Origin of the sequence: Bifidobacterium goeldii, from assembly GCF_003951095.1 — a bacterium.
GTDB classification, from domain to species: domain Bacteria; phylum Actinomycetota; class Actinomycetes; order Actinomycetales; family Bifidobacteriaceae; genus Bifidobacterium; species Bifidobacterium goeldii.
The window spans coordinates 19806-45426 of sequence record NZ_QXGL01000001.1 but is presented as its reverse complement, the minus strand read 5'-3'; the positions used below and the strand labels follow the sequence as shown (position 1 = coordinate 45426).

Sequence of the window (25621 nt, the reverse complement as noted above, 5' to 3'; positions counted from 1 at the left end):
TTCTTCCGGTATTCCGCGTCAGAACAAACTGGGCGTGTGTATCTGCGGCAATGGGCGAATCAGCGTGCGGCCGTCGTCCTCAGGGCCGAACGCGGCGACCTCATGGAAGGCGAGGCTTCGGGACATTTCAGTGCCGCCCGCTCGCATATCCGTCATCAACGACGCACCGTCGATCGAACGATCAAGCCATGCGTCGGCCATGTCGTGCGGCACGAGCAGAGGCATGCGGTCATGGACCGTGGCCGGACCGTCTACAGCCTGACAGGTGAGTATCGTCGCGGTCAGCAGCCAAGGGGTCGAGCCTTGCGGGGCACGCCACCATGAGAACAGTCCGGCCAACATCAGCGGCGCGTCATCCGGCGCATGAAAATAATACGGCCGGCGACCGCGATATTCGTAGTATCCGGAGGCGGGGATAATCGCGCGCATGGATTTGGCAGATGCGGCGAACGTAGGCTTGTCGCGCGCCGATTCGATACGCGCATTGTACGTGGGATACGGCAGTTCTTTGTCCGCGCTCCACGCCGGAATCAGCGACCAGTAGGCGCCGGCCAGATGGCGTTTGCCGTCCCTCCCCTGCGCCACGATGCCGATGCCGTGTTTGGGCTGGAGATTGTACGAGGGCGCCGGAAGCGCGGCGGGATCGATGTCGTCCTCATCCACGTCGAAGCGGGCCGCAATCACATTCCAATCAAAATCGGCCGCAAAGCATCTGCACATGGCGTCAATATCCTTTTTGTCAATCCATTACCGTTACGGCATCATGTGAAGCCACATACGTCGGCACGGCTCAGTCGAGTCGGTTCGCGTCGATGACCCGGTCGTCCAAAAACCAGTAGTCGTGCGGGTCGCCACGCAATGCGCTGAACGGCACCGGCTCCACGCCTGCGGCTGCGGCCTTATCCAACAGATACTGGCGCACGATCCACGGGTATTCCAGCACGCCGGACCGCAATCCGATAATGCGCTCGATGCTCTTGCCGGGCACGCCGAAGTCGGCGCCGATCTGTTCCGCGCTCAATCCCAGCAGAGCCATGTTCTCGCGGAACTCGCGAATGGTCGCTGCACGCTGCTCACTGGTTAACGACATGCTGCACTCCCCTTGCAATTGGTGGCATATGTTCCTCAAACATGGTAGTTGCACGCCAGTCTTGTGCAGGCAGAGAACACGATCCGCGCACAACAACCGGTATCATCTCGCGTCACGAAGTCAGTGTCATCAAATTCGTAAGCACTCTCAGCTGGGAGCGGAAACCGGGCGCGTCCCCTGCTCCCGACTCGCCGAGCTGAGAGACAATAAGCATGATTTGCAGCCGATCGTTCAGCCAACCCAGTATTCGGTAAAGTGACAACGGCGGTCTGCAACAGCGACAATCGACAATGCAGATGAAAGGACGGCAACATGACCGATCAGCGCGTGAAGGTGGGCAACAGCGATCTGGAAGTGTTCCCACTGGTATTGGGCGGCAACACGTTCGGCTGGACGAGCGACGAGGCGACCAGCCGCAAGGTGCTTGACGAATACGTCGAAGCCGGCGGCAACTTCATCGACACCGCCGACGTGTATTCGGCGTGGGCGCCGGGCAACGCGGGCGGCGAATCCGAGATCATCCTCGGCCGCTGGCTGGCCGTGCGCGGCAATCGCGACAAGGTGGTCATCGCCACCAAGGTGAGCGAACACCCGCAGTACAAGGGGCTTTCGCACGACAACGTGATCGCTGCGGCGAACGAATCGCTGCTGCGCTTGGGCGTCGACACGATCGACCTGTACTATGCGCACTTCGACGACAAAAACACGCCGCTCGAAGAGACCGCCGCCGCGTTTGACGAACTGGTCAAGGCCGGTAAGATCCGCGCGATCGGGCTTTCCAACTACACGGCCGACCGCATCGAGGAATGGTTCCATATCGCCCGCGAGCACGGCTACGCGCTGCCGGTCGCCTTGGAGCCGCACTACAATCTCGTCACCCGCGGCAACTACGAGCGCACACTCGCACCGGTCGCCGCACGTGAGAACCTCGCCGTGTTCCCATACTTCTCGCTGGCAGCCGGCTTCCTGACCGGCAAGTACCGTTCCGCCGCCGACGCGGAAGGCAAGGCGCGCCAAGGCATGGTCGCCGACTACCTGACCGCTGATGGATTCGCTCTCATCGACACGCTTGACGCCGTCGCGAAGGCACACAATACGGCGATCGCGACGGTCGCGCTCGCATGGCTGCGCCACCGCCCGCAGGTCGCCGGCCCGATTGCCTCCGCTCGCACGCCCGAACAGCTGCCCGCCCTGCTCGACTCGGTGACGCTCGACCTTGCCGCCGACGAGATCGCCGCACTCAACAAGGCATCCGAACCGTTCACCAAGTAGCCATCAAATAACGTCGATACGCGCAACCCGTTCGGCTAATACTAGGAAGCCGGCGCTCAACCTGAACACAAGCAGGTTGATCGCCGGCTTCGTCATTTCATCCCCGCACAGTCTGCAAATACGCACACCATCTGCTCACCCCGGTATCATTGGTTCGTCACAATCCGAACAGCGGCCACGCGCAATCAGAGGAGCCCGAACATGGCGGATGCCGGCAAAGACACAACCAGCGCAACGAACGGACAAACCGGGCTCGAACGGAAAATGGAGTCGCGCCACTTGACGATGATCTCATTGGGCGGCGTGATCGGCACCGGCCTATTTGTTAGCTCCGGCTACACCATCCACCAGGCGGGCCCGCTCGGCGCGATCCTCGCGTACGCGGTCGGTTCGCTGCTGGTCTACTGCGTGATGGTCTCGCTCGGCGAACTCTCGGTCGCCATGCCCTACGCCGGCAGCTTCCACCTGTACGCCAAACGATTCATCGGCCCCGGCACCGCGTTCACCATCGCCATCCTGTACTGGCTGAACTGGGCGGTGGCGCTCGCCAGCGAATTCACCGCCGCCGGACTGCTTATGCAACGCTGGTTCCCGCATTCGCCCGCATGGGTGTGGTCGGCCGTGTTCATCGCGGTCGTGTTCACGCTCAACATCATGTCGGTGCGACTGTACGGCGAGGCGGAATTCTGGTTCGCCTCGATCAAGGTGCTGGCGATCGTCGCGTTCATCCTCATCGGACTATTGGCGATGTTCGGCGCGATCCCCATCGCCGGGTACGATCACGCGCCGCTGTTCGCCAATTTCACGGCGGACGGCTGGTTCCCGAACGGTTTCGCCCCGGTGTTCTCCACGCTGCTTACCGTCGTGTTCGCGTTTTCTGGAACCGAAGTGGTGGGCGTGGCCGCCGGCGAGACGAAGGACCCGTCGAGCGCGATCCCGAAGGCCGTGCACACCACGGTGTTCCGTCTGGCGATCTTCTTCATCGGTTCGATCGCGGTGATGGCCTCGCTGATCCCCTGGCACAAGGCCGGCGTGGAGACCAGCCCGTTCGTGCTGGTGTTCCAGTCGATCGGCATGCCGTTCGCTGGCGACGTGATGAACTTCGTGGTGCTGACCGCCGTACTGTCCGCTGCGAACTCCGGCCTGTACGTGTGCTCGCGCATGGTCTGGTCGCTTGCGAAGGAGCATCTCATCCCAGCGCGTTTCGCCAAGACGAACTTCCACGGCGTGCCCGTGTGGGCCGTGCTGTTCAGCATGGCCGGCTCGCTGCTCGCGCTCCTGTCCTCCGTGATCGCCGCATCCACCGTGTATCTGGTGTTGGTGGCCGTTTCCGGACTGGCCACGTTGGTGGTGTGGTTCTCGGTGTGCGTGTGCCATATCCGCTTCCGGAGCGAATGGATGCGCGGCGGGCATTCCGTTGAGGAACTGGGTTACCGAGCGCCCGGATATCCGCTGCTCCCCTGGCTCGCCATCGTGATGTGCATCGGCGCACTGGTGCTTGTCGTGCTGGATGAGACGCAGCGTTCGACCCTGTATTGCATGATCCCGTTCGTTATCTGTTGCTATGCAGGCTATTACGCGTTGGAGCGGCGGCGTGCGCGGCACGAGCGCGACGACGACTGACGGCATCTGTCCCCGCATAGTGGCGTTGCCGCATGTGCGTCGGCGTCACGCGCGATCGGAACGGACGCACGCGCAATAGTCGCGGCGTTCTCCGATCCCCTAATCACGATGCCGTCGGACCGTTTTCGGCCGACTCACCGGCGTGATGTGCGCGATTCGGTTTGGCGTGTGCCTTCGCGGTGAGCCGGGTCGCTTCGATCTTCCACACGGTGACGCTGTTCACCTGCGCGTCGGTGAACTCGACGTGCGGCATATGCGCCTGATGCGCCATGAGCAGCTGCAGTCCGCGACGGCGTTCGTCGAGATCGTCCACGATCGAGGCGACGCCATTGCCAACGATCGACGTGAACGCCTCACCCCAGTTGCAGGCCGTGCGTCCCTCGATCACCTCGCAGTCGGTGCGCATGGCGAACGACACGGGCAGTCGGTTGCCGGCCGCGCGGATCGCGTCAAGCTTGCGCCCGCGCGACGCGGAATGCATCCACAGCGTAAGGCCACCGGTTTCGTAATCGTATTCGTAGCCGAAATTCAGCGGCACGATCGTCAGCCCCTCGGCATCCATGTACGCCATGTCGATAATGTCGCATCGGCTGATGATCTCGACTATCTGCGCGTGGTCAATAATCTCCCGATCCGCACGCCGCATCCTGCGATGCTCGCCGGCGACCGTGCGTTCGTCGTCGCGCCGCTTCGTCCGATGCGCGCTGCCGGTCAGTTCATTGGCATTGCCGGTATTCTCTGCGCTCATGATCGTTCACTCCCGTCTTCGGTCATCGTTGTCGATAAGGAACATGCTATATCGCTGCGCTACAGGCCCGATGAGATTCTTACCGACTGGGATGCATCTCCTCAGCAACTGGGCACAGCCGTGTAATGTTGGCATACGATCCACACGCCTTAACTAATCAGGAGGTCCGATGAGCGAGATTATTGAAACCTCGCGCCTACTACTGCGCCAGTGGAAGACCGGCAACCGCGCCGAGGCCGCATCCCTGTTCAGGTACGCTTCGGACCCGCGGATCGGACTGCCGTGCGGCTGGCCACCGCATCAGGACATCGAAGAGAGCATGGGCGTCATCCGTGACGTGTTCTCCCCGACCGAGCACAACTGGGCCATCACCATTCGGGACGCCGCGGCGGAAGACACCGATACCGGCGCTGACGAACCCATCGGCTGTATCGAACTGAAACCGCTCCGTCACATCGATGACGGGCCGGACTACACGATTGACGAACGCTACGCCCGGCACGTCGGCGGCAACGCGCTGGAACTCGGCTATTGGATCGGCCGCCCGTTCTGGGGCAAGGGATACATGCCCGAGGCGTTGCGCGCCGTGCTCGGTTACGCGTTCGGCACGCTGCATGTCGACGCCGTGTGGGGTGCGCACTACACGGACAACACGCAGTCCGGCCGCGTGATGGACAAATGCGGCATGCAGGTCACCGGCGAATCGAAGCACAACCATTTCCCGCTCATCGACGAATACCACGACGAGACACTCCGCATCATCACCGCCGGCGAATGGCAGACGGAGCGCGGAACCATCCGGTAGGTTCGCGGCAGACGATTCAGCACCAACCCAGATCGTTCGTCGAAACGCCGTGGGGAATCGTAAACATCCGATCCTTCCCCGTGAATATGCGTCGCCATGACCAATACCAACCGATAGCCACCACGATATAGACTGTCTATAGGTCGATATTGCCAAAAACGACCTATAGCATCATTGTTGCGACCCTTGCAATGGTCGACTGACTGGAAAGCGGCGCATATGGGAACAGGCTACAAAAGCATCAGACAGACCGCGCATATGAGCCGGTCAACGAAGAGACCGGAGGAAATCGCCGACGAAGAATATTTGCGGCGTCTTGACGGATGGAGCACGTTCCGCTCCGGCATCACCCTGCGCGGGCATGAGGTTTTCGTCGTCAACTTCCGTGAGCTCGCCACGCTTGCCGACAATATTCGAGAACGGGAAACGCAGGTCATTGCGCTCTGGGAAGAGCTACCGCCAATCGCGCGGCGAGCCTACCTGTACGATCTCATCGGCGAGGAGATGCAAAGCACCAACAGCATCGAGGGCGTGCGATCCACCCGACAGGAGATCAGCCTCGCATTGGAGGCCGCCACGGAACATGGAGGGCACGCGCGGTTCAGCGAGTTCGCCCGCCTGTTCCTCGCGCTCAGCGACGACGACCCGGCACGCTACGCGCTGCCGGAAACGCTCGAGGACATTCGCGGCATCTACGACAAGGTCGTCGCCGGGGAACTCGACGACAACGACAGACCGGACGGCGACCTGTTCCGCAACGGCCCCGTGTACATCGACGAACCGGCCACCGGGCGGCGCATCCACACCGGCATCACACCGGAATCCGAGATCAAGGTCGCGCTCACGCAATGGCTCGCTCTTACCCGCAACCGGGACGTGCCGCCATTGATCCGCGCCGCCATGTGCCATTTCGCGTTCGAGTACGTCCACCCGTTCTACGACGGCAACGGTCGCACCGGCCGTTTCCTGTTCGCCCTCCAGCTACGACAGCATCTGAGCGTGCCGACATCCATCAGCCTCAGCCCGGTCATCTCCGACGGCAAGAACCGGTACTACAAGGCGTTCGAGGACGCGCAGCACCCGTTGAATCGTCTCGACGCCAGCCTGTTCTCGTATCGGATGATGGAATTCGTCACCGAAGCGCAACGACGCATCATCGACGACTTGTCTGTCAAACGATCCATACTGCTGCGGTCGTTCGCGGCACTCGACCAGCTGCGTTCGGAACGAGACTGGAACGACGATGCCACGAACATCGTAGCCGCACTCATCCAAGAAGAACTCTTCGGGATCGCCCCCCACAGCATAACCAGACCACGGCTGCGAGAATCGATGGGATTGGGACGGAACAGAACCAATCATGCACTGGATGCCCTCGTCGGCGATAGAACCATCATCGCCACCGGGCAACGACCAGTGCGATACGAATTGTCAGACACCATGCGCACCGCGATCATGGGAGAAGGCCAACGATGAGCCGTCGATATGATGTCCGTTGAACGGATTTGTTATGGGATGGTGGTGTATGTACGACAGGAGACGGTTCCGTCTTGGGATGGTGGACAACGACCAGTTGACGTTGACGATGCTGACGTTGCTGGTTCATCGCGATCTTCCCGAGGTCGACGTGACGTGGGCGTGCCGACGTGGCCGGGATGCGGTCGCCCGCTGCCTGTCGGCCGATTCGCGTCCGGATGTGCTGCTGGTGGACATGTCGCTGGAGGGGTTGAGCGGCGTCGAGGTGTGCCGGCAGGTGCGTGCGGCGACGGCCGATGTCGCGTTGATCGGCGTCACGTCGTTCTCGTTGGAGTATTACGCGGCCGATGCGTTGGCCGCGGGTGCGCAGTGAGTGATGGACAAGGCGCGGGTGAGGGATGTCTGCGAGGCGGCGGTCGCTCTGGCCAACGGTCGTATGCCGCGCACCAGGTATGTGTCCGATCTGACCGCCACACAGTCGCACGCGTTGCTCGCGGCGCAAGTGGTAACCCTCCCCCACGATCTAGCACAGTCAACTACGACCGTCGTGTCGCTGACGGAGCGTGAGCGTGAGGTCATGCGACTGTGTGCGCAGGGACGCAGTTCGCGTGAGATCGGCGAGCTGCTTGGCGTTGGCGAGTCGTCGGTGAAGACGTATGTGATGCGTGCGGCGAAGAAGCTTGGTGCGCGGAACCGGACGCAGGCGGTGGCTGAATGGCTGATGTTGCAGGACTGATCAGACGCTCTGGCGCTCGTATCGGCGAGCGTATCCGCGCGGCCGGCGCGGGGCCGGTCATGTGGTGCGTTGTGTTGTTGTCCGCTGGGTTGACGGTGTTGGAGATGGTCGAGTATCCGGCGCAGCTTGTGGCGACCACGGTACTGACGGTCGTGCATATCCTGTGTCTGCTGGTGTTGCCGTTCTTCCCGTTGCCGATGAGTGTGGCGGTCGCGGTCACGTATGTGGCGTGCGCGTTCCTGCCGGATATGAGCGGCGCGAGCCTGTTCTACGGCATGTGGGTCGCGTTGGCGGCGGTCGGTCGATACGGCAGGTCGCGATGGTGGTGGCTGATGCCGCCATTGATCGCCGCGGTGCGTTGGATGGTCTCGGCCCGAGCCGGTATCCCGTTCGGCGACTACGTGATACTGCTGGTGTCGTTCTTCGTCGTGTACGCGTTTGGCCGCGCGATGTCGTGGAGGGCCGTGGCCGTGCAGGCGGAACAGGATCGACTGCGTTACGAACGGGAGCGAGACCGTCTGGAGGCCATGCGCCGCGACGCGCGGGCCGCGAGCCGGATTCATGACGCGGTGACGAACAATCTCGCATACATGGCCATGCGATTGGACTACGAGCGCTTACGTTCGACGCACAACGAGCAACGTACGGCGTTGTTCGATGATCTGTACCGACGCACGATCGACACGCTCAGCGAGGTGCGCACGGTCATCGACATGCTCGACGGGGACGATGACAGTACTGATACCGGATCGCATCACGGCGACGGTGACGCATATCGGAGAGACCACACCGGTGACGGCAGTACCGGACATTCCGGAGACGACGATATCATCGCAATCAAAAACCCGACTGCGACGTTTTCGACTTGCACCGCGTTCCCCGAACGTATCCGTGACGTACTGGACCACGGCGACCGATACCTGTCCCAGCTTGGTTTCGCCGGCGATTCGACGCTAATCGACAATCCACCCACGGACAAGTCGACGGATGCGAATGACGTCACTCGCGACCGTGAGTCCGCGGTGATCGACCTGCTGCGCGAGCTGTATACCAATATCGCCGTGCACGGCGACCCGTCCGGCGAATACCGTGTGGTCGTGCGCCGCAACCGTGACGGCCTGTCCGTCGATCAGGTCAACGACATCGCCGAGCGTTCCCTCCTACCGGACAAACCCCACTCCGGTAAAGGATTGCCCCTGCACCGCACCCGGTTCGCCGCTCTCGACGGTTCGATCAGCACGTCCGCCGAAGACGGCACATGGATTCTGCACGCGACACTGCCGTCCGATTCGTCTCAACGGTAAGACCCACGATCCCAGCTTCCCGAATCCGCTGTCATGCGATTGCTTGACAGCACGTTGTATGCGCGCACAATTCATGTCACGATGGGGCTCATATCACAAGTGGCTTCAACGATAACGAACGTCACCGTTGTCGTCTTTGGTTGACAGGGATTTCTATAAGTGGCGCTATTCCCTTTCTGCAGTCATCATGGATGTATAGGAAAGGTGCCGAACCTCGAAGAGGAGGCTAATCATGGCCGATAACACTATGCAAGACTCCAGCAATAGGCACGCGGGCATGAGCGAAGGAAGGTGGCGTTTATTCGCGGCGGCGGGAACCCTTGCGCTGTATTCCGTTGTGTTGGCCGCATGCGGTCTTATCCGGTACGGATGGACTACGGAATGGTTCTGGAATTCCGGATCGCAGGCGATCGTGTTTCTCCTGCTGGGCGCCGGCTCGCTTGCCGCAGGAGGATTCGCATATCGCGGCAAAGTGGCCGAACGGCTGGAGCCGGATGCCCATGACCGGTTGCTCGCCGATAGATCCGACGCTATCGCCGCGAAGATAACATTCGTCATCTGCATCAACCTGTGCGTCAACATGTTCACTATCGCCTTGCTATTCGATATTGCATGGCTGCAGTATCTGGCTTGGGGCTTGACGTTGCCCTGTATGTTGTATGTGGTGGTTTCGGTCATCGTCAAAGATCTGTTGCGCAAGACACGAGGAGCATGATGAGAAGGAGCGTTCTGATTTCCGGCATTGCGCTGGTGTTGGCATGGCGCTACGCGACAGCATCGACACCGCACAGCTGATGTCGGTCTTCGAACCAAACCAATGATGGTTATCACTGTCTACCTCTGAAATGGAGTTAGTGCCGGAAAGGACTCGAATCATGCTCATCATATTGATTGCTTTGTTTGCATGGTCAGCTCAGTTGTGTTTTTCCGCCTATCGGGATGCAAGGAATGGCCGATTGGAGCGAAATTATCAGATCGGTATCAAGACACGCTGGACTATCGCCTCGGATGAGACATGGGAATACATACACCGCAAGTACGCGTTCGTGTTTCTCGGTAGTGGTGTATTGGTCTCTCTGATGCCGGTGGACGTGCTGATCGGCATGATCGCGGCCCGTGACATCAATACCATGAGCATGATCTGGTGGTGGATGCTCCTCGTTCTCGCCGTCATACTCGTCGCATGGCTAATCATCTGCGGGATCATTGCGAATCTCGACGCTAGAAAACACTATTTGAAATCACAGGCATAAAGCCAAGACTCTGATCCCGATGAGAAACTGCTTGTTTTTGTAACGAGTAATCCTGACGAACAACGACTACCAACATCTCATGTCGTCTTTGGTTGACAAATGCTTCTCCGATTGGCACGATTCCTCGTGGCCGATCATCATGGAGGAATGAAACGCAGTAATACGCAACAGCAGGGTTATCGAAACGACACGACGGTGTCGGAGACGGAACGTCGTCAGCAGACCATCATCGGAATGTTGACCGTCACGATCATTGCTGTTCTATTGGCCGTATGCGGCGTTGCCCCTGTATCGCAATAATCCAGCGAACCCGCACAACGGTAAACGCCCCACAATTGGAACAGGACACGTACGATGTCATTGCGCAAGGTCAAGGGCAGGTCGTCGCTCGCGGACGATTGATTGCATGCAGCGCGTCAGCGCATTGCATGGCCAGCGGCGGTACCAGCGGCAGGAAGTATCGGCTGTTGATGCCGACGACGCCGGCCTGTCCGGTCAGCGTGAATTGCGTCCATATCGCCGCGTACACCAGCGTCACGCATCCCATGACCGCCGTCCACGAGATCAGCCAGAACAACAGTCGCCGCCGATCACGTCTCCATGCGATGACGGTCAGCATCAAGGCCGCAACGGTCAGCGTCCAGAACAGGAACAGCAGCGGCGGTTCCCACCATGACCAGCCCTGCAAACGAACGATACTGTAGAACATCCGCGGCAGGAACCTGTGCGGGGCGGCCAGCAGTTCCCGCTGCCTCTGCCGCACCTCGTCGTACGGGACGCGTGACGGGTTCGTGGCGAACCCGGTTCCCAGCTTCAACCACGCCAGCAACAACATAACCGACAGCACGCATCCGGCGACGAGGATGAGCCGGGATCGCACCGGAGTACGACGGTGAGCGATCATCGGCAGCAGCGTCATGAGCAGGCACGGCGCGTACGCGAACTTCGACAACGCCAGCACCCCGGTCGTTCCGACCAGCAGTATGCAGTCGCCGGCGCCGAGCCGATCGGATTGCAGGCATCGGATCAGCACGCAGGCCAATGGCAGGGATAGGGCGACCACCGTCGAGTCGGGAGAGAACATGAACGAATCCGGCACCGCCAGACACACGGACAGTAGCCCAGTCAACAGTCGAAACCAGCGTGACAAAGGAATCCCGTCCAGCAAACGCAGTCCGATCCACACCGCCGCGAGATAGACGGCCAACTGGAACACTTCGGCGAGATAGAACCGCCATGCCGCGTCCAATCTCAGCAGCCGTCCGGCGGCGAAGGCGGCCAGCTGCGGCAGGTACGCGATCGGCGGGTACACGGCGGTGTTGTCGAACGGCACCTCGCCGCACTGCCCGTCGCGGACGGTGACGGACGCGGCGTTCACCAAACCGGATACGTAATGGCGATTGTTGGCCAGTGAGAACGCGATCACGTCATCGCTGACCCATCCGCCCGTGTTGTGTTCCGCGTCGGGATGATAGTCGGACGTCGCGCGTACCGGGCGGGCGATCACGTCGCCGTTGAGCATCGCGTCCACACGGTACACGTGCGCCCACACGTCCGGCGTCGACCCCGGAGGAGTCAGTATAATGCCCAACACGCCGCACAGCGCCACCAACGCGAGCACGACGGCCGTCGTTCGACCTTGACGCGACCGGCCATCGTGACCATTCGGATACGAATTCATGACAAACCACCACAGGACTCCGCGGACCGGCACCATGCCGGACGGATTCCATAATGACCACGCGCCGGCGATTCACGCCAATCGAAGCGAAATCCGTCATCTTTAGACGACAGCAGAAGACGAGAACACGGCAATTCGACCCGACGAGTGTAATGTGATCCGCATCGTGATAAGGGAGGGAGGTGGCTATGCGGTTGATTGAAACATGGCTGGCGGACCCGGAGCGCGCGTTCGACCTGTTCGCGAAGTTCCCGGCGGAGGAGACGGGATTCGAGAACCCCGCGGCCGGCATGAGCCGTGAACGGTTCGCCGCATACGTGCAGGGTCTGCGCGACGAAGCGTTGGGTATTGGGTTGCCGGACGGCTGGGTGCCGGCCACCAAATACATCCTCGTCAACGACGAAGGCGACTACGTGGGCATCTTCAACCTGCGCCACCGGCTCACCGACTTCCTGCGCAACGGACCGGGCCACATCGGCTACGGCATCGCCCGCGAATACCGCGGCCGCGGCTACGCGACTATCGGATTGAAGCTCACGCTCGCCAAGGCGCACGAGCTCGGCATCCGGGAAGCGTATCTGAGCGTGCGCAAAACCAATCCGGCGAGTCTTGCGGTGCAGCAACATTGCGGCGCGCGCATCGACCACGAGGACGAGTGGGAATACTACACGCGCATCGACACGAGCGAAGGAACAATGCGCGATGAATGACGATACAACGATGCCGTCCCTGTCTCTGCCGCCGAAATACGAGAATCTGCCGAAGGCCGAGTTCATGACGCCCGGACCGGAACGTGATCGGCTGGTCAAGCTGATTCTCGATGGCGTGAAGACGGCTACTGCCGCACTGCTGATCGACTATACCAAGTGCGGCGATCCTCTGCCCCGTATCGGTGATCGTTCCGTACTGGTCGATTCCGACGGGCAAGACGTGGCGGTATTGGCCACCACCGACGTCGCGGTGACCCGTCTGGCCGATGTCACCGACCAGCACGCATTGGCCGAAGGCGAGGGCGATACGACCGCGGCGCAATGGCGGCGCACGCACGAGGAGTTCTGGAACTCCGCTGAATATCGCTCCTATTTCGCCGATCCGACGTTCCCGATCGACGGCGACACCCTCGTCGTGCTCGAACGCTTCAAGGTCGCGGAACGGCTCTAGCAAGACATAACCTAGCAAGACATAGATGGGGGCATCCGAAGAGAAAGCAGGATGACATGACGATTCGTATCGCTCCGATCGAACCGCAGTGGTTCGAGGAGAAGGCGCACGTGCAGTCCCGGACGTGGCGGGAACTCAACCAAGGCAAGATTCCGCAGGAGATCGTGGACGCCATCACTCCGCAGTTCGCGCTGAAGCTCACCGAGGCCCACGCCAAGGACCCTAGTCAGGTCGCGTTGGTGGCGCTTGACAACGATCATGTGATCGGGTTCGCGGAACTGTTGCGCACGCCGCGTCCGCCGGTCGACCGTCCCGAGGCGGCGGAACTGGCCTCGCTGTACGTGCTGGCAGACCGGCATCGGCAGGGCGTCGGACGCATGCTGGTCGAGGCCGGCAAACGGGCCATCGGCAACGACCGGCTCGTGCTCTGGGTCGCCGGGTTCAACGCCAACGCGCAGGGCTTCTACCGGCACATCGGCTTCCACGAGACCGGCCGCACCCAAACCGAGGACATGGGACCAGAGCTCGAAATGATCAACTGCTGAATGATCAACTCCTGAGACGCCATCGAGGCCAGCGAGCGCCAGACTCCCGCATACTCGCTCCCCTACCACCCTGACGCGACGGTCAGGGACATCTCGGGCACGTGATCAGGGACGATACAGGCATGTTCCGTATGCGGCGATCGCACACTGGAACCGTAAGGAAATGAAGGGTTTCCAGCGGATCGCAAAGCAGCGAATCGCCAACTGGGAGGGGTGTGGATCATGATCTGTAATCAACGGCATTCGCGGCATCACCGCACAGCGTACGTTCCCGTAAGGCATATGCTTCACGCCACGACGTGCATGACCGATACGCCGATCACGGATGACGCCCATCCTAGTCGTCACGCTACGCTGTCCATCGTCGTGCCTTGTCACAACGAGGAGGAATGCCTGCCGTTGTTCTTGTCGCAGGCCGCGCAGGCCGTCCGCGAGATCATGACGGCGTATCCGGGCACGACGGTTGAACTGGTGCTGGTCGACGACGGTTCCACAGACGGCACTGTGAAGCTGCTGCGGCGTGCGGCGGCAGGCGACGACGGGCACGCCGCTTTTCCGTTTGCTATCCGTTGGCTGTCGCTGTCCCGTAATTTCGGCAAGGAAGGCGCATTGCTCGCCGGCCTCGATGCGGCGAACGGCGATGTCGTGGCGGTGATGGACGCGGATCTGCAGGATCCGCCGTCGCTGCTGCCGCGCATGTTCGCGATGCTGGCCGACGACCCGACGCTGGACTGCGTGGCGACGCGGCGTACCACGCGCGCGGGAGAACCGCCGATTCGGTCCATGTGCGCGCACGCATTTTATCGTCTGATGAACGCCATGTCGCCGGTCACAGTGCCCGATGGGGCGCGCGACTACCGCATGATGCGCCGCCGGGTCGTCGACGCGTTGACGTCGCTGACCGAACGCAACCGGTTCTCCAAGGGACTGTACGCATGGGTGGGATTCCACACGGCGTGGATCGACTATCCGAACACGCGCCGGGCCGCGGGCAAGTCCAGCTGGAACTTCTTCGCGTTGGTCCGCTATGCGATCGAGGGACTGATCTCATGCTCCACCGTACCGTTGGCCGTGGCCTCGTACATCGGGTTGCTGCTGTGCGCCGTCGCGTTCGGTGCGACCTGTTTCATCGCGGTTCGCGCGGCCATGTTCGGCGACCCGGTGGCCGGCTGGCCGTCGCTCGCGTGCATCATCACGTTCATCGGCGGATTGCAGTTGATGTGCCTGGGCATCATCGGCCGGTATCTGGCGAACACGTACCTGGAGTCCAAACGCCGGCCGAACTACATCGTGCGTGACGGCAACATCAATAACGCCGACGTTTGCGATACCGGCCACGTATGTCGCTCCGAACATCCGGCATACAACGCGGAGGCACGGGCACGATGATGACCACCAAAAATGCCGGCAACTATGCCGGCAGCACCGGCGGCGTTTTCGCTATTGCAATACGCCGTCTTTTCCCCACGATGGCCGTCTGCTGCGCGCTGACAACGACCGTGCTCAGTTGGCTGATGGGCCGCAACCAATCATTGTGGTTCGACGAACAGTATTCGCTGATGCTGGCAAGCCGGCCCGTGCGGGAGCTGGTCGCGCTCACTGCCGTTGATACGCATCCGCCTCTGTACTATCTGCTGCTCAAGGCGTGGATGCCCATCGTCGGCGACAACGTCGCGCTGCTGCGACTGCCGAACTGTGTATGCCTTGGCCTTGCCGTGCTCGTGCTGATCCTGTTGATGCGCGACTCGTTCGGCAGCCGTGCCGCTGCGACGTGCATGCCGATGCTGGTGTGCGGCGGGTTCATGCTGAGATATGGCTATGAACTGCGCATGTACTCGCCGGCAATGCTGCTGACCGTGGCCGGCACGGCGATGCTGATGCATGCGGCCGGGGTGATCGAGCCGCGCGACCGCCGGCATCGCGTTGCAGATGCGGGTGAGATCGACAGGCATGATCGACAAGATGGACGTTGCCAGTCGCACGATCGCCGTCGTCGCATCGCATGGTGGTGCGCGTATGCCGTGACCGTCGCGCTCGGCATGCTGACGTTGTATCTGACCGCGTTCGTATGGCTGACGCACGCGATCTGGCTCGCCGCGAGCTCATGGCGCATGCGCCGGTTGTCCGCATGGCGATGGCTGTTCGCCTATACCGCATCGGTTGTGCTGTTTGTACCGTGGATGCCGGCGCTGCTGGGCCAGCTCGGCAATTCCGTATTGCCTCCGGTTCGCCGACGCGCGAACATGTCCGGCGTGGCCAGCACGTTCGACGTCATGCTGCTCGGCATGACGGAAACGGAGTTGCCGTCGATCGTCTCGCTGATGGTCGCGGCCACGATGACATCGATCGTCGGCATACTCATCGCACAGCGACTATTTCACGCGCGGCCCGCCAGCCAATCCCCGGCATCGCAGCGGTCCGCTGCAACCGTGCAGCTGACCGTCATGCTGTTCGCCGTGCCGACGGCGTCATTGATGATCTGGTCCGCCGTCAAGGAACTGTTCAGCGGCGGATACGGCATGTTCTCCGTACGCTATCTGAGCGTGGTCGCACCGTTCTTTTATGCCACGCTCGCATTGGCATGCGTCATCACATACCGGTTGTGTGGCCGTCGCGCAATGGTCGTCTACGTCACAGCACTTGCGATGCTGGCCGCCGGAACGATCGTATACGGCGTGCGCGGCAATCACAGCTTCGACCGCAACGATACGCCCGGATCGGCCGCGCTCAGCCAGCAGGTCGTCTGTTCTGCCGAGCAGCCGGTCGTCGCGCAGGATGAGTACACGTACATCGACGCGTACCGGTACTACCGCGACTGCCCGCACTACTACTTTCTCGACGCCGACGACGTCCCCACACGAGGCGGATACGCGCCATTGCACGGTTCCACCGTCCAGTTGAGAACCATCGCCGGCCTTGACGCGCAGCAGTTCACCCTGCTGTCATGGTCCACGACCCGCAAATACGACAGGCTCCTCGGCGACGCGGCGGACCAATGGATGCAAACCAGCATCATCACACGCGACGCCAACGCGGCCGTCACGTATAACCGCATATCGTAGCTACGCAAGATGAAAGCATTATCGTTCACGGCCACTATTCGTGGACAGTGCGGGCATTAGCGACTGATACCAACAGCGGCCGATCGCTGCAGCACGCGGCTGATTCCGACTATTCGCCGATAACGTTGCCGACGATACTGGAGACGATCGCCATGATGAGCGAACCAAGCACCGACCACCAGAAGCCGTGAATGATCACGCCCACGTCGAACAGGGTGAGTGCCAGCCACGAGGCGAGTTCCATGAACAGCCAGTTCAATATCAACGCGAACAAGCCAAAGCTCAGGATCGAAATCGGTAAGGCGAGCAGGTGCACAACGGGTTTGATCGACGCGTTGATAAGCGCGAGAAACAAAGAAAATGCGGCAATGCCGAGGATCGGCGGCTCTCCGACCGCCTCCATGCCGGGCAGCAGGGCGACCATGACACCAGCCGCAATCGTCAATACCAGCCAACGGGAAATGAAATGACTCATATCACCCGATTATTCCAGTCGAAATGTCATCGGACTGTGACTTTAGCATTATGACTACTACCCGGATCCCTAACCGTCACATACGCGTTGATGGGATATTCCAAGGTCGCGGAACGGCTCTCACAGGGCATGGAATAAGGGCATGACTAGATAGCGCGCATAGATGAGAGCATCAGAAAAGAAGCATGTTACGCCCGGCCTTCATCGGGGTGCGAAGTGGGAAAGGGCTGGTACCATGCAGCTTACATACAACACGTCTATGCGCCACCGGGAAAGGGAACGACTATGCAGCAGCCGATCATGACCGACGAACGATTCTTGAGCCAACCATCCGAGCCAGCAACTGAAGCCGATCTGAATGTGGCCGCCGACCTTGCGGACACGTTGGCCGCACACGCCGACTCGTGCGTGGGTATGGCGGCGAACATGATCGGCGTGGCCAAGCGGATCATCGTGTTTGCTGATGAGGCGACCGGCCGCAATATGGTCATGTTCAACCCGCGCATCATCGAACGTTCCGGCAGGTACGAGACCGAGGAAGGCTGCCTATCACTGACCGGCGTGCGCAAGACGACCCGTTACGAGCGCATCACCGTCACCTATCAAACGCGTCGGTTCCGCGAGGTCACTGCCACGTTCGAGGGGTTCACCGCGCAGATCATCCAGCACGAAGTCGATCACTGCGACGGCATCATCATCTGAATTTTTCGTAGTGCGCAATGCTGGTTCGCCAGTGCCGGTTCACTGACATCGCTGTCATCGTTGGCGCTAATTCGTACTATTCGCGCCTGCTTGCATCTATCCGCATCTATTGTTGTTCGAATTCGCCGCCGTCGAACCAGCCGGCGACATTGTTCTGCTCGACGATAAGCTGCGGGTCGATGGCGAGCGTGTGATGCGCGTCCTCCGTGCCGCAGTAGACCATGTCGTGTGCAAGTAGACGTCGGTCGATGTACATGGGGATGTTGAGGAACAGCGGCCCTACCGTGCCGACATCGTAGCCAGTATACTCCTTGACCAGATCAGGCGCCGCCAGGTGAATCTGCCGCAATCCCAACGCGCGACCAAGCGGCCGCCAGCGAAGATGCCCGGACGCGAGCGCAACCACTGCGAATACGCCCTCCTTTGCCTCCACAACATAAGTCGCCGCCGCACAGCTCACGTCGAATACGCTGGCCGCGGACACCAGATCCACGATCGCGGTCTCATGTTTGATAAGTCGCGCACGATTCGCGTGTTCGGCTGCAAACCGTACGATTTGCGCGTATTTATCGTTCATCCGACAGCTCCTTGTCCCTCTGCTGCAACCTGCCCCGCTACGGGGAACCCGATCGCCGACAATGCTTGTGCCGCGTCGGCAATGGGAATGCGCTCCTGTTCGAGCCGCAAATACGGCACGCCCTCTCCCGTGCATAGCGCCTCGTACAGTTCCCGTTCGCCGTCGCGCAATCCGGGCAACGGTTTCGGCACTTGACGGCTCAGTGGCTTGTCGTCCTGGTCGAGGTTCGTGCCGAACATGCCGTACCGGTTGTACGCAGCACGATCCATGAACAGAGAATCGCAGTCGACCCCCAATTGACGAACTGATGAGAGTATCTCAAAGCCGGCCGCGTCCATATCGCCCCAGTACAGCACGCGAACGTTCGTGGAACGCTCGTCGAACAGCCATGGCAGCAACGCCAAACCGTCCACCGCAGCTTTGCCGGATCCGAACACGCACAATCCGTCACTGATTGGCGGCATCAACTGGTACGTGTCCTTGTTCTCCACGATCACCACGTGTCGAATACTCATTTTCGCGCCGTCGTCCCACGGGCGAATGGCCACCACGTCCGGCTGCAGCGCACGAGTCGGGTCAAGGTGCCGGAACCGCAGCTCCCGAGGACGATCATCCAATTCCAGCGACGGTTTGCCACTCAACAGTTCCACTACCTTGCGGCGTTTCGCGGCCTTGCGGTCCAGCCATTTCGCGCTGAACCCGGCAAGCGGCACCGCGCGCGGGCGCAGGCCGGCGACGTCATGCGAGGCGCAGTAGCCGGCCACTTGCAGCAGCAGCGCGAAGTCCACGTCCGTCTCATCCTTCGCGAGCCGGACGGCCTGCATGGCCGTTTCCTCGTCGATCGGGAACGTTTCACGCACGGTACCGTACCGTTTCCGGGCGGAACGATACCGGGCAGCGAGCGCGTTGCCGGAGACGCGCAGCGCGGTTTGTTCGTCAGGAATGATGACGTGGGAGATCAATTCGACCGGTGTCCCTATTGTGCGGACAACGGTTTCGACCGGGCAGCCATGACGGCGCGCCCATGTGCGGATCTCGTTGTTGTTGTCGTGCACGGCGACAACATTCGTTTCCAGATCCGCACGGCCCGGCAGACCGATCGGAATGGTCATCGGCAAGCGCGGCTCGAGTCGAAACATGTCGGACGTGAGTCGGCGCTCCACCACGTCAACGATCTGTCGCACGGTTTTCATGCCAGTTCCTCGTCCGTCTCGTATCCGCTCCACGTGGCTTCGCGCAGCGACGTGCGCCCACTGTTCGGATCCTTGACCGTCACGTACGCCTTGGTGGACACTTCGATGATCTCCCCCGTTTTGCTTTCGGGCGCGGAGACGATCACCTGGAAGCCGAGCCGCGGCAGTACGGTGAGCGCGCGCCGCGTGTATCGGCCGTCGGCCTTGATCAGCGCCTCGTCAAGGAACAGGGTCGTGTAGCTGGGCTTGAGCCGGCGTTCCATGCCGCCGCCGAGCATGTAGATGAGCGCCGCGCCGTACACGAACGACGTGAGTTCCTGCAATGCGCCGCCGGAACGTCCGCCGGTCGACGTGATGCGCTCGTCCTGCCCGTCGCTGTGATGCACGAGCGCATAGAACGCCGAACGGCAGCGAGGATCAAGATTGCGTGCGCCATAATCGCGTACGCCGTTGACGTCCTTGACTTTCGCCAGATCAACGCGCAGCAGTTCGATGATCGCCGCGCATGCCGCGAACGTGCGTTTCGGGTCGATCGCGTCGACCTGCCCCTGCGACGTCTTCCAATCGTTGAGCGTGCCGATGGCGTGCTGCAGTTTTGCCGAGAAATCCCTGTCCGGCCGACGCACATCCGCGTGCAGGGACAGGCTGCCGTGGCGTGGGCCGAACTGCTGGCCTTGCAGCATCGCGTTGATGCGATCGAGTTGGTCACGGATATCGCCCGCATCCGTGTCGAGGGTGCGTTTGAGCGTGAGCAGGCTCATCAGCAGATGGTTGAGACAACGATGGTATTCGCCCGCGGTGGCAGTGGTGGCGACCAGTTGCGACAGCCCTTCGAGTTCCTCGAGATAGTACCGGTAGTCGTTCACGCTGGCGGTGAGCGCGTCGTCGTCGGACGCGTATTGTTCGGCGTATCCGGCCATGCGCAGTTCGACGGCGGTGCGCTTGGCTTCGACCGTATTGTTGAGTCTGGCGATGATCGCACTCATGTCCTTGCCGATGCCGTCGATGATTCGCTCATCGAACGGTTTGCCAGCGGCTACGGCAGAGTTGCCGACACGATTGCCGGCGCCGATGATCATGTGCGCACGCATGGTGTCGTTGGGGAGGCTGTCGAATCGCTGATCGTAGGCGGTTCGGAGCGTGGCGGCGACATCGTCATCCAGTGATGCGGATTGTTGGCCGTCGGCCGTTGCCGCATTCGTGGCCTCATGGTGATCGGCCAGCCATGCGCGGGCCGCGTCGACCGCCGCAGCAGCCTGGTCTGCGGCTTGCCGTGCTTCGGATTGGCGGCGCAATGCGTGGCCGAGCTCATCGCCGAGCGCGTCTTTCAGATCGGTGAGTTCGGCGAGCTTGGGATTGTCTTTGATCGATTTGATGGTGGTTTCGATATCGCGGATGCGCTGTTCGGCGCCTTCCATGTCCACGTTTTCCCATGTCGTGTAGGCGAGCTGGTCGGCGAGCATGTTTTCGTTGCGAAGACGTTCGGAGGCGGCTTTGGCGTCCGCGTATGCGTGTTCGGCCTTGTCGGCTGCGGTGCGGGCGTCGTCGATGTGCTGGCGCAGTTGTTCGAGGTATTGTTCGTTGACGAAGCCGATGATCTGCTGACGGTCTTTGACGCCGTGCTGGCCGCGTTTGCCGGATTTGATCTGCCCGTCGACCTGGACTTGGCGGGTGGCGCGGTCCGTGTCGTCGATGGCTTTGACGCATCGTGCGTCGAAGCGTTCGGATCGGGTTTGCTCGCGCAGCCATGCGGTGAACGGGGAGTCTTCGCGGAAGCGGAGTTTGCTGGACATCCAATCGCTGGCATCGGCATAGACGGGATCGGCCTTGCCGTGGTCGACGTCGGCGTAACCGTCGGCGGCATCGGCCAGTGCGGCCGCGATCGTATTCCCGTTGTCCGACCGTCGTGTCGTGTCGACGAACTGCCATGTGCGTCGGATCATGGCGTGCGGGTCGATGGTGCTGACTTTGGCTGCGAATCCCTGTTCGTGGCGTTTGTCGACAAGGATGGTTTGCGCGATGGGCGCATATACGACGTTCATCGCGAGGCGCCATGCTTCGTCCGCGTCATGCACGTCCATGAGTTCGGCGACGTACGGCAGTTCTTCCGGTTTGAGCCCGGTGGCACGGCAGAGCATGGCGCGGGCGTCATCCATTTGCTGTGTAATACGCGTGCGTTGTGCGCTTTGCCGCCGATAGTCGCGTTCGAGGGCGCGCAGCGTGGCGTTGGCGTCGGCTCGTGCGCTGGCCGCGGTGTCGCGTGCGGCTTCGAGCTCGTCGTTGCGCTGTGCGTATTCGCGTTTGAACGTGGCCGCGTCGATGCGCGCCTGTTCCCATGCCTTGCCGTCGGCGGGCATGGCTGTGCCGATGGCGTTGTAGGCACGCGTGATGCGTTCACGTGTGGACGCCACGGTTTCCAGCGTGTGCCGAGCCGTGGCGAGCTCGTATTCGAGACGTGCGAGGTTGCCGCCGTCCAAGCCGTTGATTTGGCTGCGGATCGCGTCGATGCGCGCGTTGAGTTCGTCCGCGTGGCGGCCGGCCGCGTCGGCGTCGGACTGTCTGGTGTCGCGTTCGGCTTCGTCGGCCGGCAGTTGCGCGGCGACCGTGGCGGCCATGCGGGCGATGGACCATCGCCGTATGGTGTGCACGCCGTCCGGCGTGGACGGGTCGACCGTTCGGAACCGGTTCGCTTCCCGGCGTGCCGCATCATAGGCTTCGTAGCTGTCGCGAATGTCGCGCAGCTTGTCCATGCGCTTGGCCTTGTCCTCCATGCTGCGGAAGTTTTCCGCGTACCGGTCGTAGTCTTCGACCGTGCTGCGTGCCAGTCCGAGCGCTTCCGGCACGCCGAGCACGCCCTGCTTGAAGATGTCGTCGAGGCGTGAGGGCGCGTCGGCGGACTGGATTTTGGCGAGCAGCCGGCAGGCGTCGGCGCTTAGGCCCATGATGGGCCAGATGTGCGCGTGGAATGCTTCCGCGCTGGGGAACGTGAGGCATTGCGGGTATGCGGTTTTCAGCTGCGTGGGCGTAAACGGCGCATCCCGGTACTGGTCCATGGCTCGCGGGTCGATCGGCTTGTCCCACACCGCATACTGGCGGCGGACGGCGTTTTTCTCGTCGCCCGGCAGCAGGTACAGGAATTTGCCGCATGACAGCGTCTGCCCGTCAGTCAGGTTGCGGTACGTGTCGACGATCGCACCCCACACGGCCTGCGGTGCGCCGTCGCTGTCGTGTCCGCGCAGGTAGTTGGGTCGGTCGTCATCGCCTGTGCCGGTCATGCCGAGCAGATACGTGTAGTCGTTGCGTTCGGAGCGACCGGAGTTCGATGCCTTGTTGAACGGCGTGCCGGTCGGGTACAGGAGCGAGATCTGCGCGTCCACGAGCGTCGATTTGCCGGATTCGCTGGCGCCGGCGAGCAGCGTTACCGGCAGATTCTTATCCATCGACGGACGGAACTCATGGTAGCCCTCGTATGAGCCCCAGTTGACGAGCCGGCGGCTTTCCATCATCCAGCGATCGGCGATCATCTGCAATGCTGCGGGCATGCTACTCCCCTTCCTTGTCGTCTGCGTCCGTCACATCCGTCACATCCATATCCGTCGCGGTTTCATCGCCGCCGGTGGCGATATCCAACCATGATTCGGCCAGTTCGCGGCCGAGCACCACCGGCACCAGCGGTGTGATCCGATAGATGGTCTCATCGTCCGCACTGCGTTCGAGATATCCGTACGTGCACATTGAGGACACGACCGCTCCGACCTGTTTGAGCACGCTTTCCTCGTCGTTGCGTGAGGCGAAGTATCCGGTGCCGGTGGCGAGCGCCGACCGTATTTCCTCAAGGCTGATCAACCAGTCTTCCGCGCTCTCGCGCGCGTTGTCGTATTCAAGCACGCGGATGCGCAGGAATGCGAGCAGTGCGGCTTCCTCGCGTTTGAGGCTGACGCGGGTTTTGAGCGAGCGCAATGCGACGTCGTCGCTGGCCACCGGCATGGCGATCATGATGCGATAGCGCTGGCTGACGACCAGTTCGAGCAGGTCGTTGTTGAGTGAGCGTTCCACGGCGTCGCGGTTGTCGAGCGCGATGTCGTACAGTTCCCCGTCGATGTAGCGTTCGCGTTTGAGTGCGATCGCGGCCCGGCGCGCGTCGGCGGTCATATCGCCGAGATCATTGTCGAACAGGGAGTATGGGTTGACCGACGGCTCCGTCTGTCCGTCGCCCGCATTCGGCATGTCGTCCGTATCCGGCGCGGCCAGCGCGCCGCGTTCATCGTCGTTGTGCATGGTCGGGTTCGGTTCGTTCATGCCTGCTCCCCTTCTTCCTTGATGATGTCGTCCAGTTCGTCGTGGCTGGCCAGAATCGGCGGCGTCGTCCAATCCCGCGGTTCGCCGTCGAGCGACGTGCAGCGCCATGTGGCGGCATCCGGCCCGTCATGTTCCGGCAGTGCGCCGAGGAAGCCGACAAGTTCGCTTTCCCGACGTTCCTCGTCCGGCAGCTGATTGAAGCTGGCGGCGATGTCGATGAGCCCGTCGTCGAGGATAACCGGGTTGAGACGGATGAGCGAGATCATGCGTGCGAGCCGTGGCCCGCCGCCCACGATCATGGCTTTGAGATCGATGGGTTGGCCGTCATATCCTTGCAGGGCATCCGGTTCCATGTCGGCGAGGCTGCGGGTCGCGGTTCGGGTCATGGAGCGGGCCGGACGCGTCGGCAGTGCGGCGACCTGTGCGACCGAACCGTTGGTGCGGTAAGGGCGCGACGGATCGTTCGGATGCGCTTTCGCATCCGCGTTGAGATGGACGAACAGGCGGTTAAGCATGCCGAGCATGGTGCGGTAACGCGTATCGGTCTGCTGGCGGACGAGTCGGCTGACCGCTTCGTCGGAGACGCGCTGCTGGCGTCGCACCGCTTCCAACCCGTCATAAATCAACGCGAGTTCGTCGCGAACCTGATCGAGCAGCGCACCCGAGGAACCTGCCAGATACGGGGTTTTGGCGATGTCGCGTAGCGCATCGTCGATCTGTTGGCGGCCTTCGTCGGTGATGATCACCTGGAACGCGTCATTGAACCGGCGGCCCGAATCCGAATCGTCGAACGCGTGCCGGTACTCGTTGTGGTAGGCATTGAGAATATCATCGACGCTCATGTCGCCGCCCTGCATGCGCCGGCGTAGTGCGTCGCCATTGTCGCGTTCGGCGAGCACGAGCTCGCGCAGGTCGATGGGCACGCCGCGCAGCGTGTTGTGGATGACGGCGATCACGTCCGCGACCTGCGCGTCGGTCAGGTCGGCGTTTGCCTGGCCCTGTTGGATGCGTTCGATTTCGCGTTTCCGTTCGTTGATTTCCTCGGTGAGCAGGCGCACGCGTTCGCTTGGATCGGAGGTCAGCTGCATGCGCGCGTGCTCGATCTCCATGATGATGCTGTTGGCTTGGGCGCCGGACAGTGTACGAGTGTCGTCCTCAAGCTTGGATAATGCTTCAATCGCGCGATGCGCGCGGGCGGTGAGCCGGTAGAGGAAGCGGTGTGATGCCGCGTCGTGCGCATTGGCAAGCCACGCGTAGTCGCCGTCTCCTTCGCGGCTGAGGTCTATAAGGATCTGTCGGGCCGCCTCAGCGTAAGTTTGATCCGGTTTCGGCGCGTATTCGCCGGAGTCGGCAAGCATGGAGAGATCCTGCGCGAAGTGTTCTTCAAGGGCTTCGCGCGGCAGTTCGCTGGTGAGCGGGTCGAATGCGGCGCGCAGCAGCGCCACATAAAGCCGTGAGGTTTCTCGTCTCAGCAGGCGCAACACGCCGGTATCATAGACCGGTCGCAGCCGTTCCATTTCCCGTCTGACATCGCCCATGAACCCTGCCGCCTCGCTTTCTCGATGCAGAAAACAAGGCTATCACGCCGTTCCCCATGAAGCGCGAGACGGCACCCGCCG

25 protein-coding genes are annotated in these 25621 nt (G+C 61.6%); 15 read left to right on the top strand and 10 right to left on the bottom strand.

The window, feature by feature from the left end; all coding sequences use genetic code 11:
• Positions 1-18 precede the first annotated feature (18 nt).
• Together D2E25_RS00195 and D2E25_RS00190 are read right to left on the bottom strand one after the other, a co-directional pair.
• Positions 19-720: an SOS response-associated peptidase gene (locus D2E25_RS00195; RefSeq protein ID WP_125979052.1), complete on the bottom strand. Its 702-nt coding sequence runs from the start codon at positions 718-720 to the stop codon at positions 19-21.
• Between the two features lie 70 nt (positions 721-790).
• The gene (locus D2E25_RS00190) at positions 791-1090 is read right to left on the bottom strand and encodes a DUF2316 family protein (RefSeq protein WP_125979051.1); all 300 of its coding nucleotides are present in this window, start codon (positions 1088-1090) and stop codon (positions 791-793) included.
• A gap of 312 nt (positions 1091-1402) precedes the next feature.
• Here D2E25_RS00190 and D2E25_RS00185 point away from each other — a divergent pair, with 312 nt between their 5' ends.
• Positions 1403-2362, top strand: a complete 960-nt coding sequence (locus tag D2E25_RS00185; protein WP_125979050.1) for an aldo/keto reductase — start codon at positions 1403-1405, stop codon at positions 2360-2362.
• A 201-nt stretch (positions 2363-2563) separates the two neighbouring features.
• Complete coding sequence (locus D2E25_RS00180; protein WP_125979049.1) at positions 2564-3985, top strand: amino acid permease; 1422 nt, start codon at positions 2564-2566, stop codon at positions 3983-3985.
• 103 nt (positions 3986-4088) lie between these two features.
• On the opposite strand, the gene D2E25_RS00175 is transcribed toward D2E25_RS00180, so the two are convergent.
• A complete protein-coding gene (locus D2E25_RS00175) occupies positions 4089-4733 on the bottom strand; it encodes a pyridoxamine 5'-phosphate oxidase family protein (protein ID WP_125979048.1) in 645 nt (214 codons plus the stop codon).
• Positions 4734-4902: 169 nt separating this feature from the next.
• Between D2E25_RS00175 and D2E25_RS00170 the strand changes: the two genes are divergently transcribed.
• The 7 genes from D2E25_RS00170 (at position 4903) to D2E25_RS00140 (ending at position 10307) form a co-directional block, all read left to right on the top strand.
• The gene (locus D2E25_RS00170) at positions 4903-5538 is read left to right on the top strand and encodes a GNAT family N-acetyltransferase (protein WP_125979047.1); all 636 of its coding nucleotides are present in this window, start codon (positions 4903-4905) and stop codon (positions 5536-5538) included.
• 219 nt (positions 5539-5757) lie between these two features.
• Positions 5758-7014: a Fic family protein gene (locus D2E25_RS00165; protein WP_125979046.1), complete on the top strand. Its 1257-nt coding sequence runs from the start codon at positions 5758-5760 to the stop codon at positions 7012-7014.
• A 79-nt stretch (positions 7015-7093) separates the two neighbouring features.
• A complete protein-coding gene (locus D2E25_RS00160) occupies positions 7094-7387 on the top strand; it encodes a response regulator (protein ID WP_164514639.1) in 294 nt (97 codons plus the stop codon).
• A gap of 63 nt (positions 7388-7450) precedes the next feature.
• Positions 7451-7750: a helix-turn-helix domain-containing protein gene (locus D2E25_RS00155; protein ID WP_164514638.1), complete on the top strand. Its 300-nt coding sequence runs from the start codon at positions 7451-7453 to the stop codon at positions 7748-7750.
• On the top strand, positions 7729-9054 hold the full coding sequence (locus tag D2E25_RS00150; RefSeq protein WP_125979043.1) for a sensor histidine kinase: 1326 nt from the start codon (positions 7729-7731) through the stop codon (positions 9052-9054). Before D2E25_RS00155 ends, D2E25_RS00150 begins: the two co-directional genes overlap by 22 nt.
• Positions 9055-9286: 232 nt before the next feature.
• The gene (locus tag D2E25_RS00145; RefSeq protein WP_125979042.1) at positions 9287-9769 is read left to right on the top strand and encodes a hypothetical protein; all 483 of its coding nucleotides are present in this window, start codon (positions 9287-9289) and stop codon (positions 9767-9769) included.
• Between the two features lie 160 nt (positions 9770-9929).
• On the top strand, positions 9930-10307 hold the full coding sequence (locus D2E25_RS00140; RefSeq protein WP_164514637.1) for an SdpI family protein: 378 nt from the start codon (positions 9930-9932) through the stop codon (positions 10305-10307).
• Between the two features lie 370 nt (positions 10308-10677).
• Here the strand turns inward: D2E25_RS00140 and D2E25_RS00135 are convergent, their stop codons facing one another.
• Entirely contained in the window at positions 10678-11988 is a 1311-nt protein-coding gene (locus D2E25_RS00135; RefSeq protein ID WP_164514636.1) for a DUF2142 domain-containing protein, read from the bottom strand.
• A 188-nt stretch (positions 11989-12176) separates the two neighbouring features.
• Here D2E25_RS00135 and D2E25_RS00130 point away from each other — a divergent pair, with 188 nt between their 5' ends.
• The 5 genes from D2E25_RS00130 to D2E25_RS00110 all read left to right on the top strand — a co-directional run bounded on the left by D2E25_RS00130 (position 12177) and on the right by D2E25_RS00110 (position 16756).
• Positions 12177-12698, top strand: coding sequence for a GNAT family N-acetyltransferase (locus D2E25_RS00130; protein ID WP_125979039.1), 522 nt, complete (start codon positions 12177-12179; stop codon positions 12696-12698).
• Entirely contained in the window at positions 12691-13149 is a 459-nt protein-coding gene (locus tag D2E25_RS00125) for an ASCH domain-containing protein (RefSeq protein WP_241216884.1), read from the top strand. The genes D2E25_RS00130 and D2E25_RS00125 overlap by 8 nt, the downstream gene beginning before the upstream one ends.
• A 56-nt stretch (positions 13150-13205) precedes the next feature.
• On the top strand, positions 13206-13694 hold the full coding sequence (locus D2E25_RS00120) for a GNAT family N-acetyltransferase (protein ID WP_125979038.1): 489 nt from the start codon (positions 13206-13208) through the stop codon (positions 13692-13694).
• Positions 13695-13997: 303 nt separating this feature from the next.
• Positions 13998-15083, top strand: coding sequence for a glycosyltransferase family 2 protein (locus D2E25_RS00115; RefSeq protein ID WP_125979037.1), 1086 nt, complete (start codon positions 13998-14000; stop codon positions 15081-15083).
• A complete protein-coding gene (locus D2E25_RS00110; RefSeq protein WP_164514635.1) occupies positions 15080-16756 on the top strand; it encodes a glycosyltransferase family 39 protein in 1677 nt (558 codons plus the stop codon). Before D2E25_RS00115 ends, D2E25_RS00110 begins: the two co-directional genes overlap by 4 nt.
• 109 nt (positions 16757-16865) lie before the next feature.
• Here D2E25_RS00110 and D2E25_RS00105 read toward each other — a convergent pair whose 3' ends face one another.
• The gene (locus tag D2E25_RS00105) at positions 16866-17231 is read right to left on the bottom strand and encodes a phage holin family protein (RefSeq protein ID WP_125979035.1); all 366 of its coding nucleotides are present in this window, start codon (positions 17229-17231) and stop codon (positions 16866-16868) included.
• Positions 17232-17516: 285 nt separating this feature from the next.
• On the opposite strand from D2E25_RS00105, the gene D2E25_RS00100 reads away from it, so the two are divergent.
• Entirely contained in the window at positions 17517-17933 is a 417-nt protein-coding gene (locus D2E25_RS00100; protein ID WP_125979034.1) for a peptide deformylase, read from the top strand.
• Between the two features lie 106 nt (positions 17934-18039).
• On the opposite strand, the gene D2E25_RS00095 is transcribed toward D2E25_RS00100, so the two are convergent.
• From D2E25_RS00095 to D2E25_RS00075, 5 genes are all read right to left on the bottom strand, one after another.
• Entirely contained in the window at positions 18040-18510 is a 471-nt protein-coding gene (locus D2E25_RS00095) for an aminoacyl-tRNA deacylase (protein WP_164514634.1), read from the bottom strand.
• Complete coding sequence (locus D2E25_RS00090) at positions 18507-19703, bottom strand: DUF3322 and DUF2220 domain-containing protein (RefSeq protein ID WP_125979032.1); 1197 nt, start codon at positions 19701-19703, stop codon at positions 18507-18509. The genes D2E25_RS00095 and D2E25_RS00090 overlap by 4 nt, the downstream gene beginning before the upstream one ends.
• Positions 19700-23245, bottom strand: coding sequence for an ATP-binding protein (locus D2E25_RS00085; RefSeq protein ID WP_125979031.1), 3546 nt, complete (start codon positions 23243-23245; stop codon positions 19700-19702). The genes D2E25_RS00090 and D2E25_RS00085 overlap by 4 nt, the downstream gene beginning before the upstream one ends.
• Before the next feature lies 1 nt (position 23246).
• Entirely contained in the window at positions 23247-23930 is a 684-nt protein-coding gene (locus D2E25_RS00080) for a DUF4194 domain-containing protein (protein ID WP_125979731.1), read from the bottom strand.
• Positions 23931-23998: 68 nt separating this feature from the next.
• Positions 23999-25540: a DUF3375 family protein gene (locus tag D2E25_RS00075; RefSeq protein WP_125979030.1), complete on the bottom strand. Its 1542-nt coding sequence runs from the start codon at positions 25538-25540 to the stop codon at positions 23999-24001.
• Positions 25541-25621: the final 81 nt, after the last annotated feature.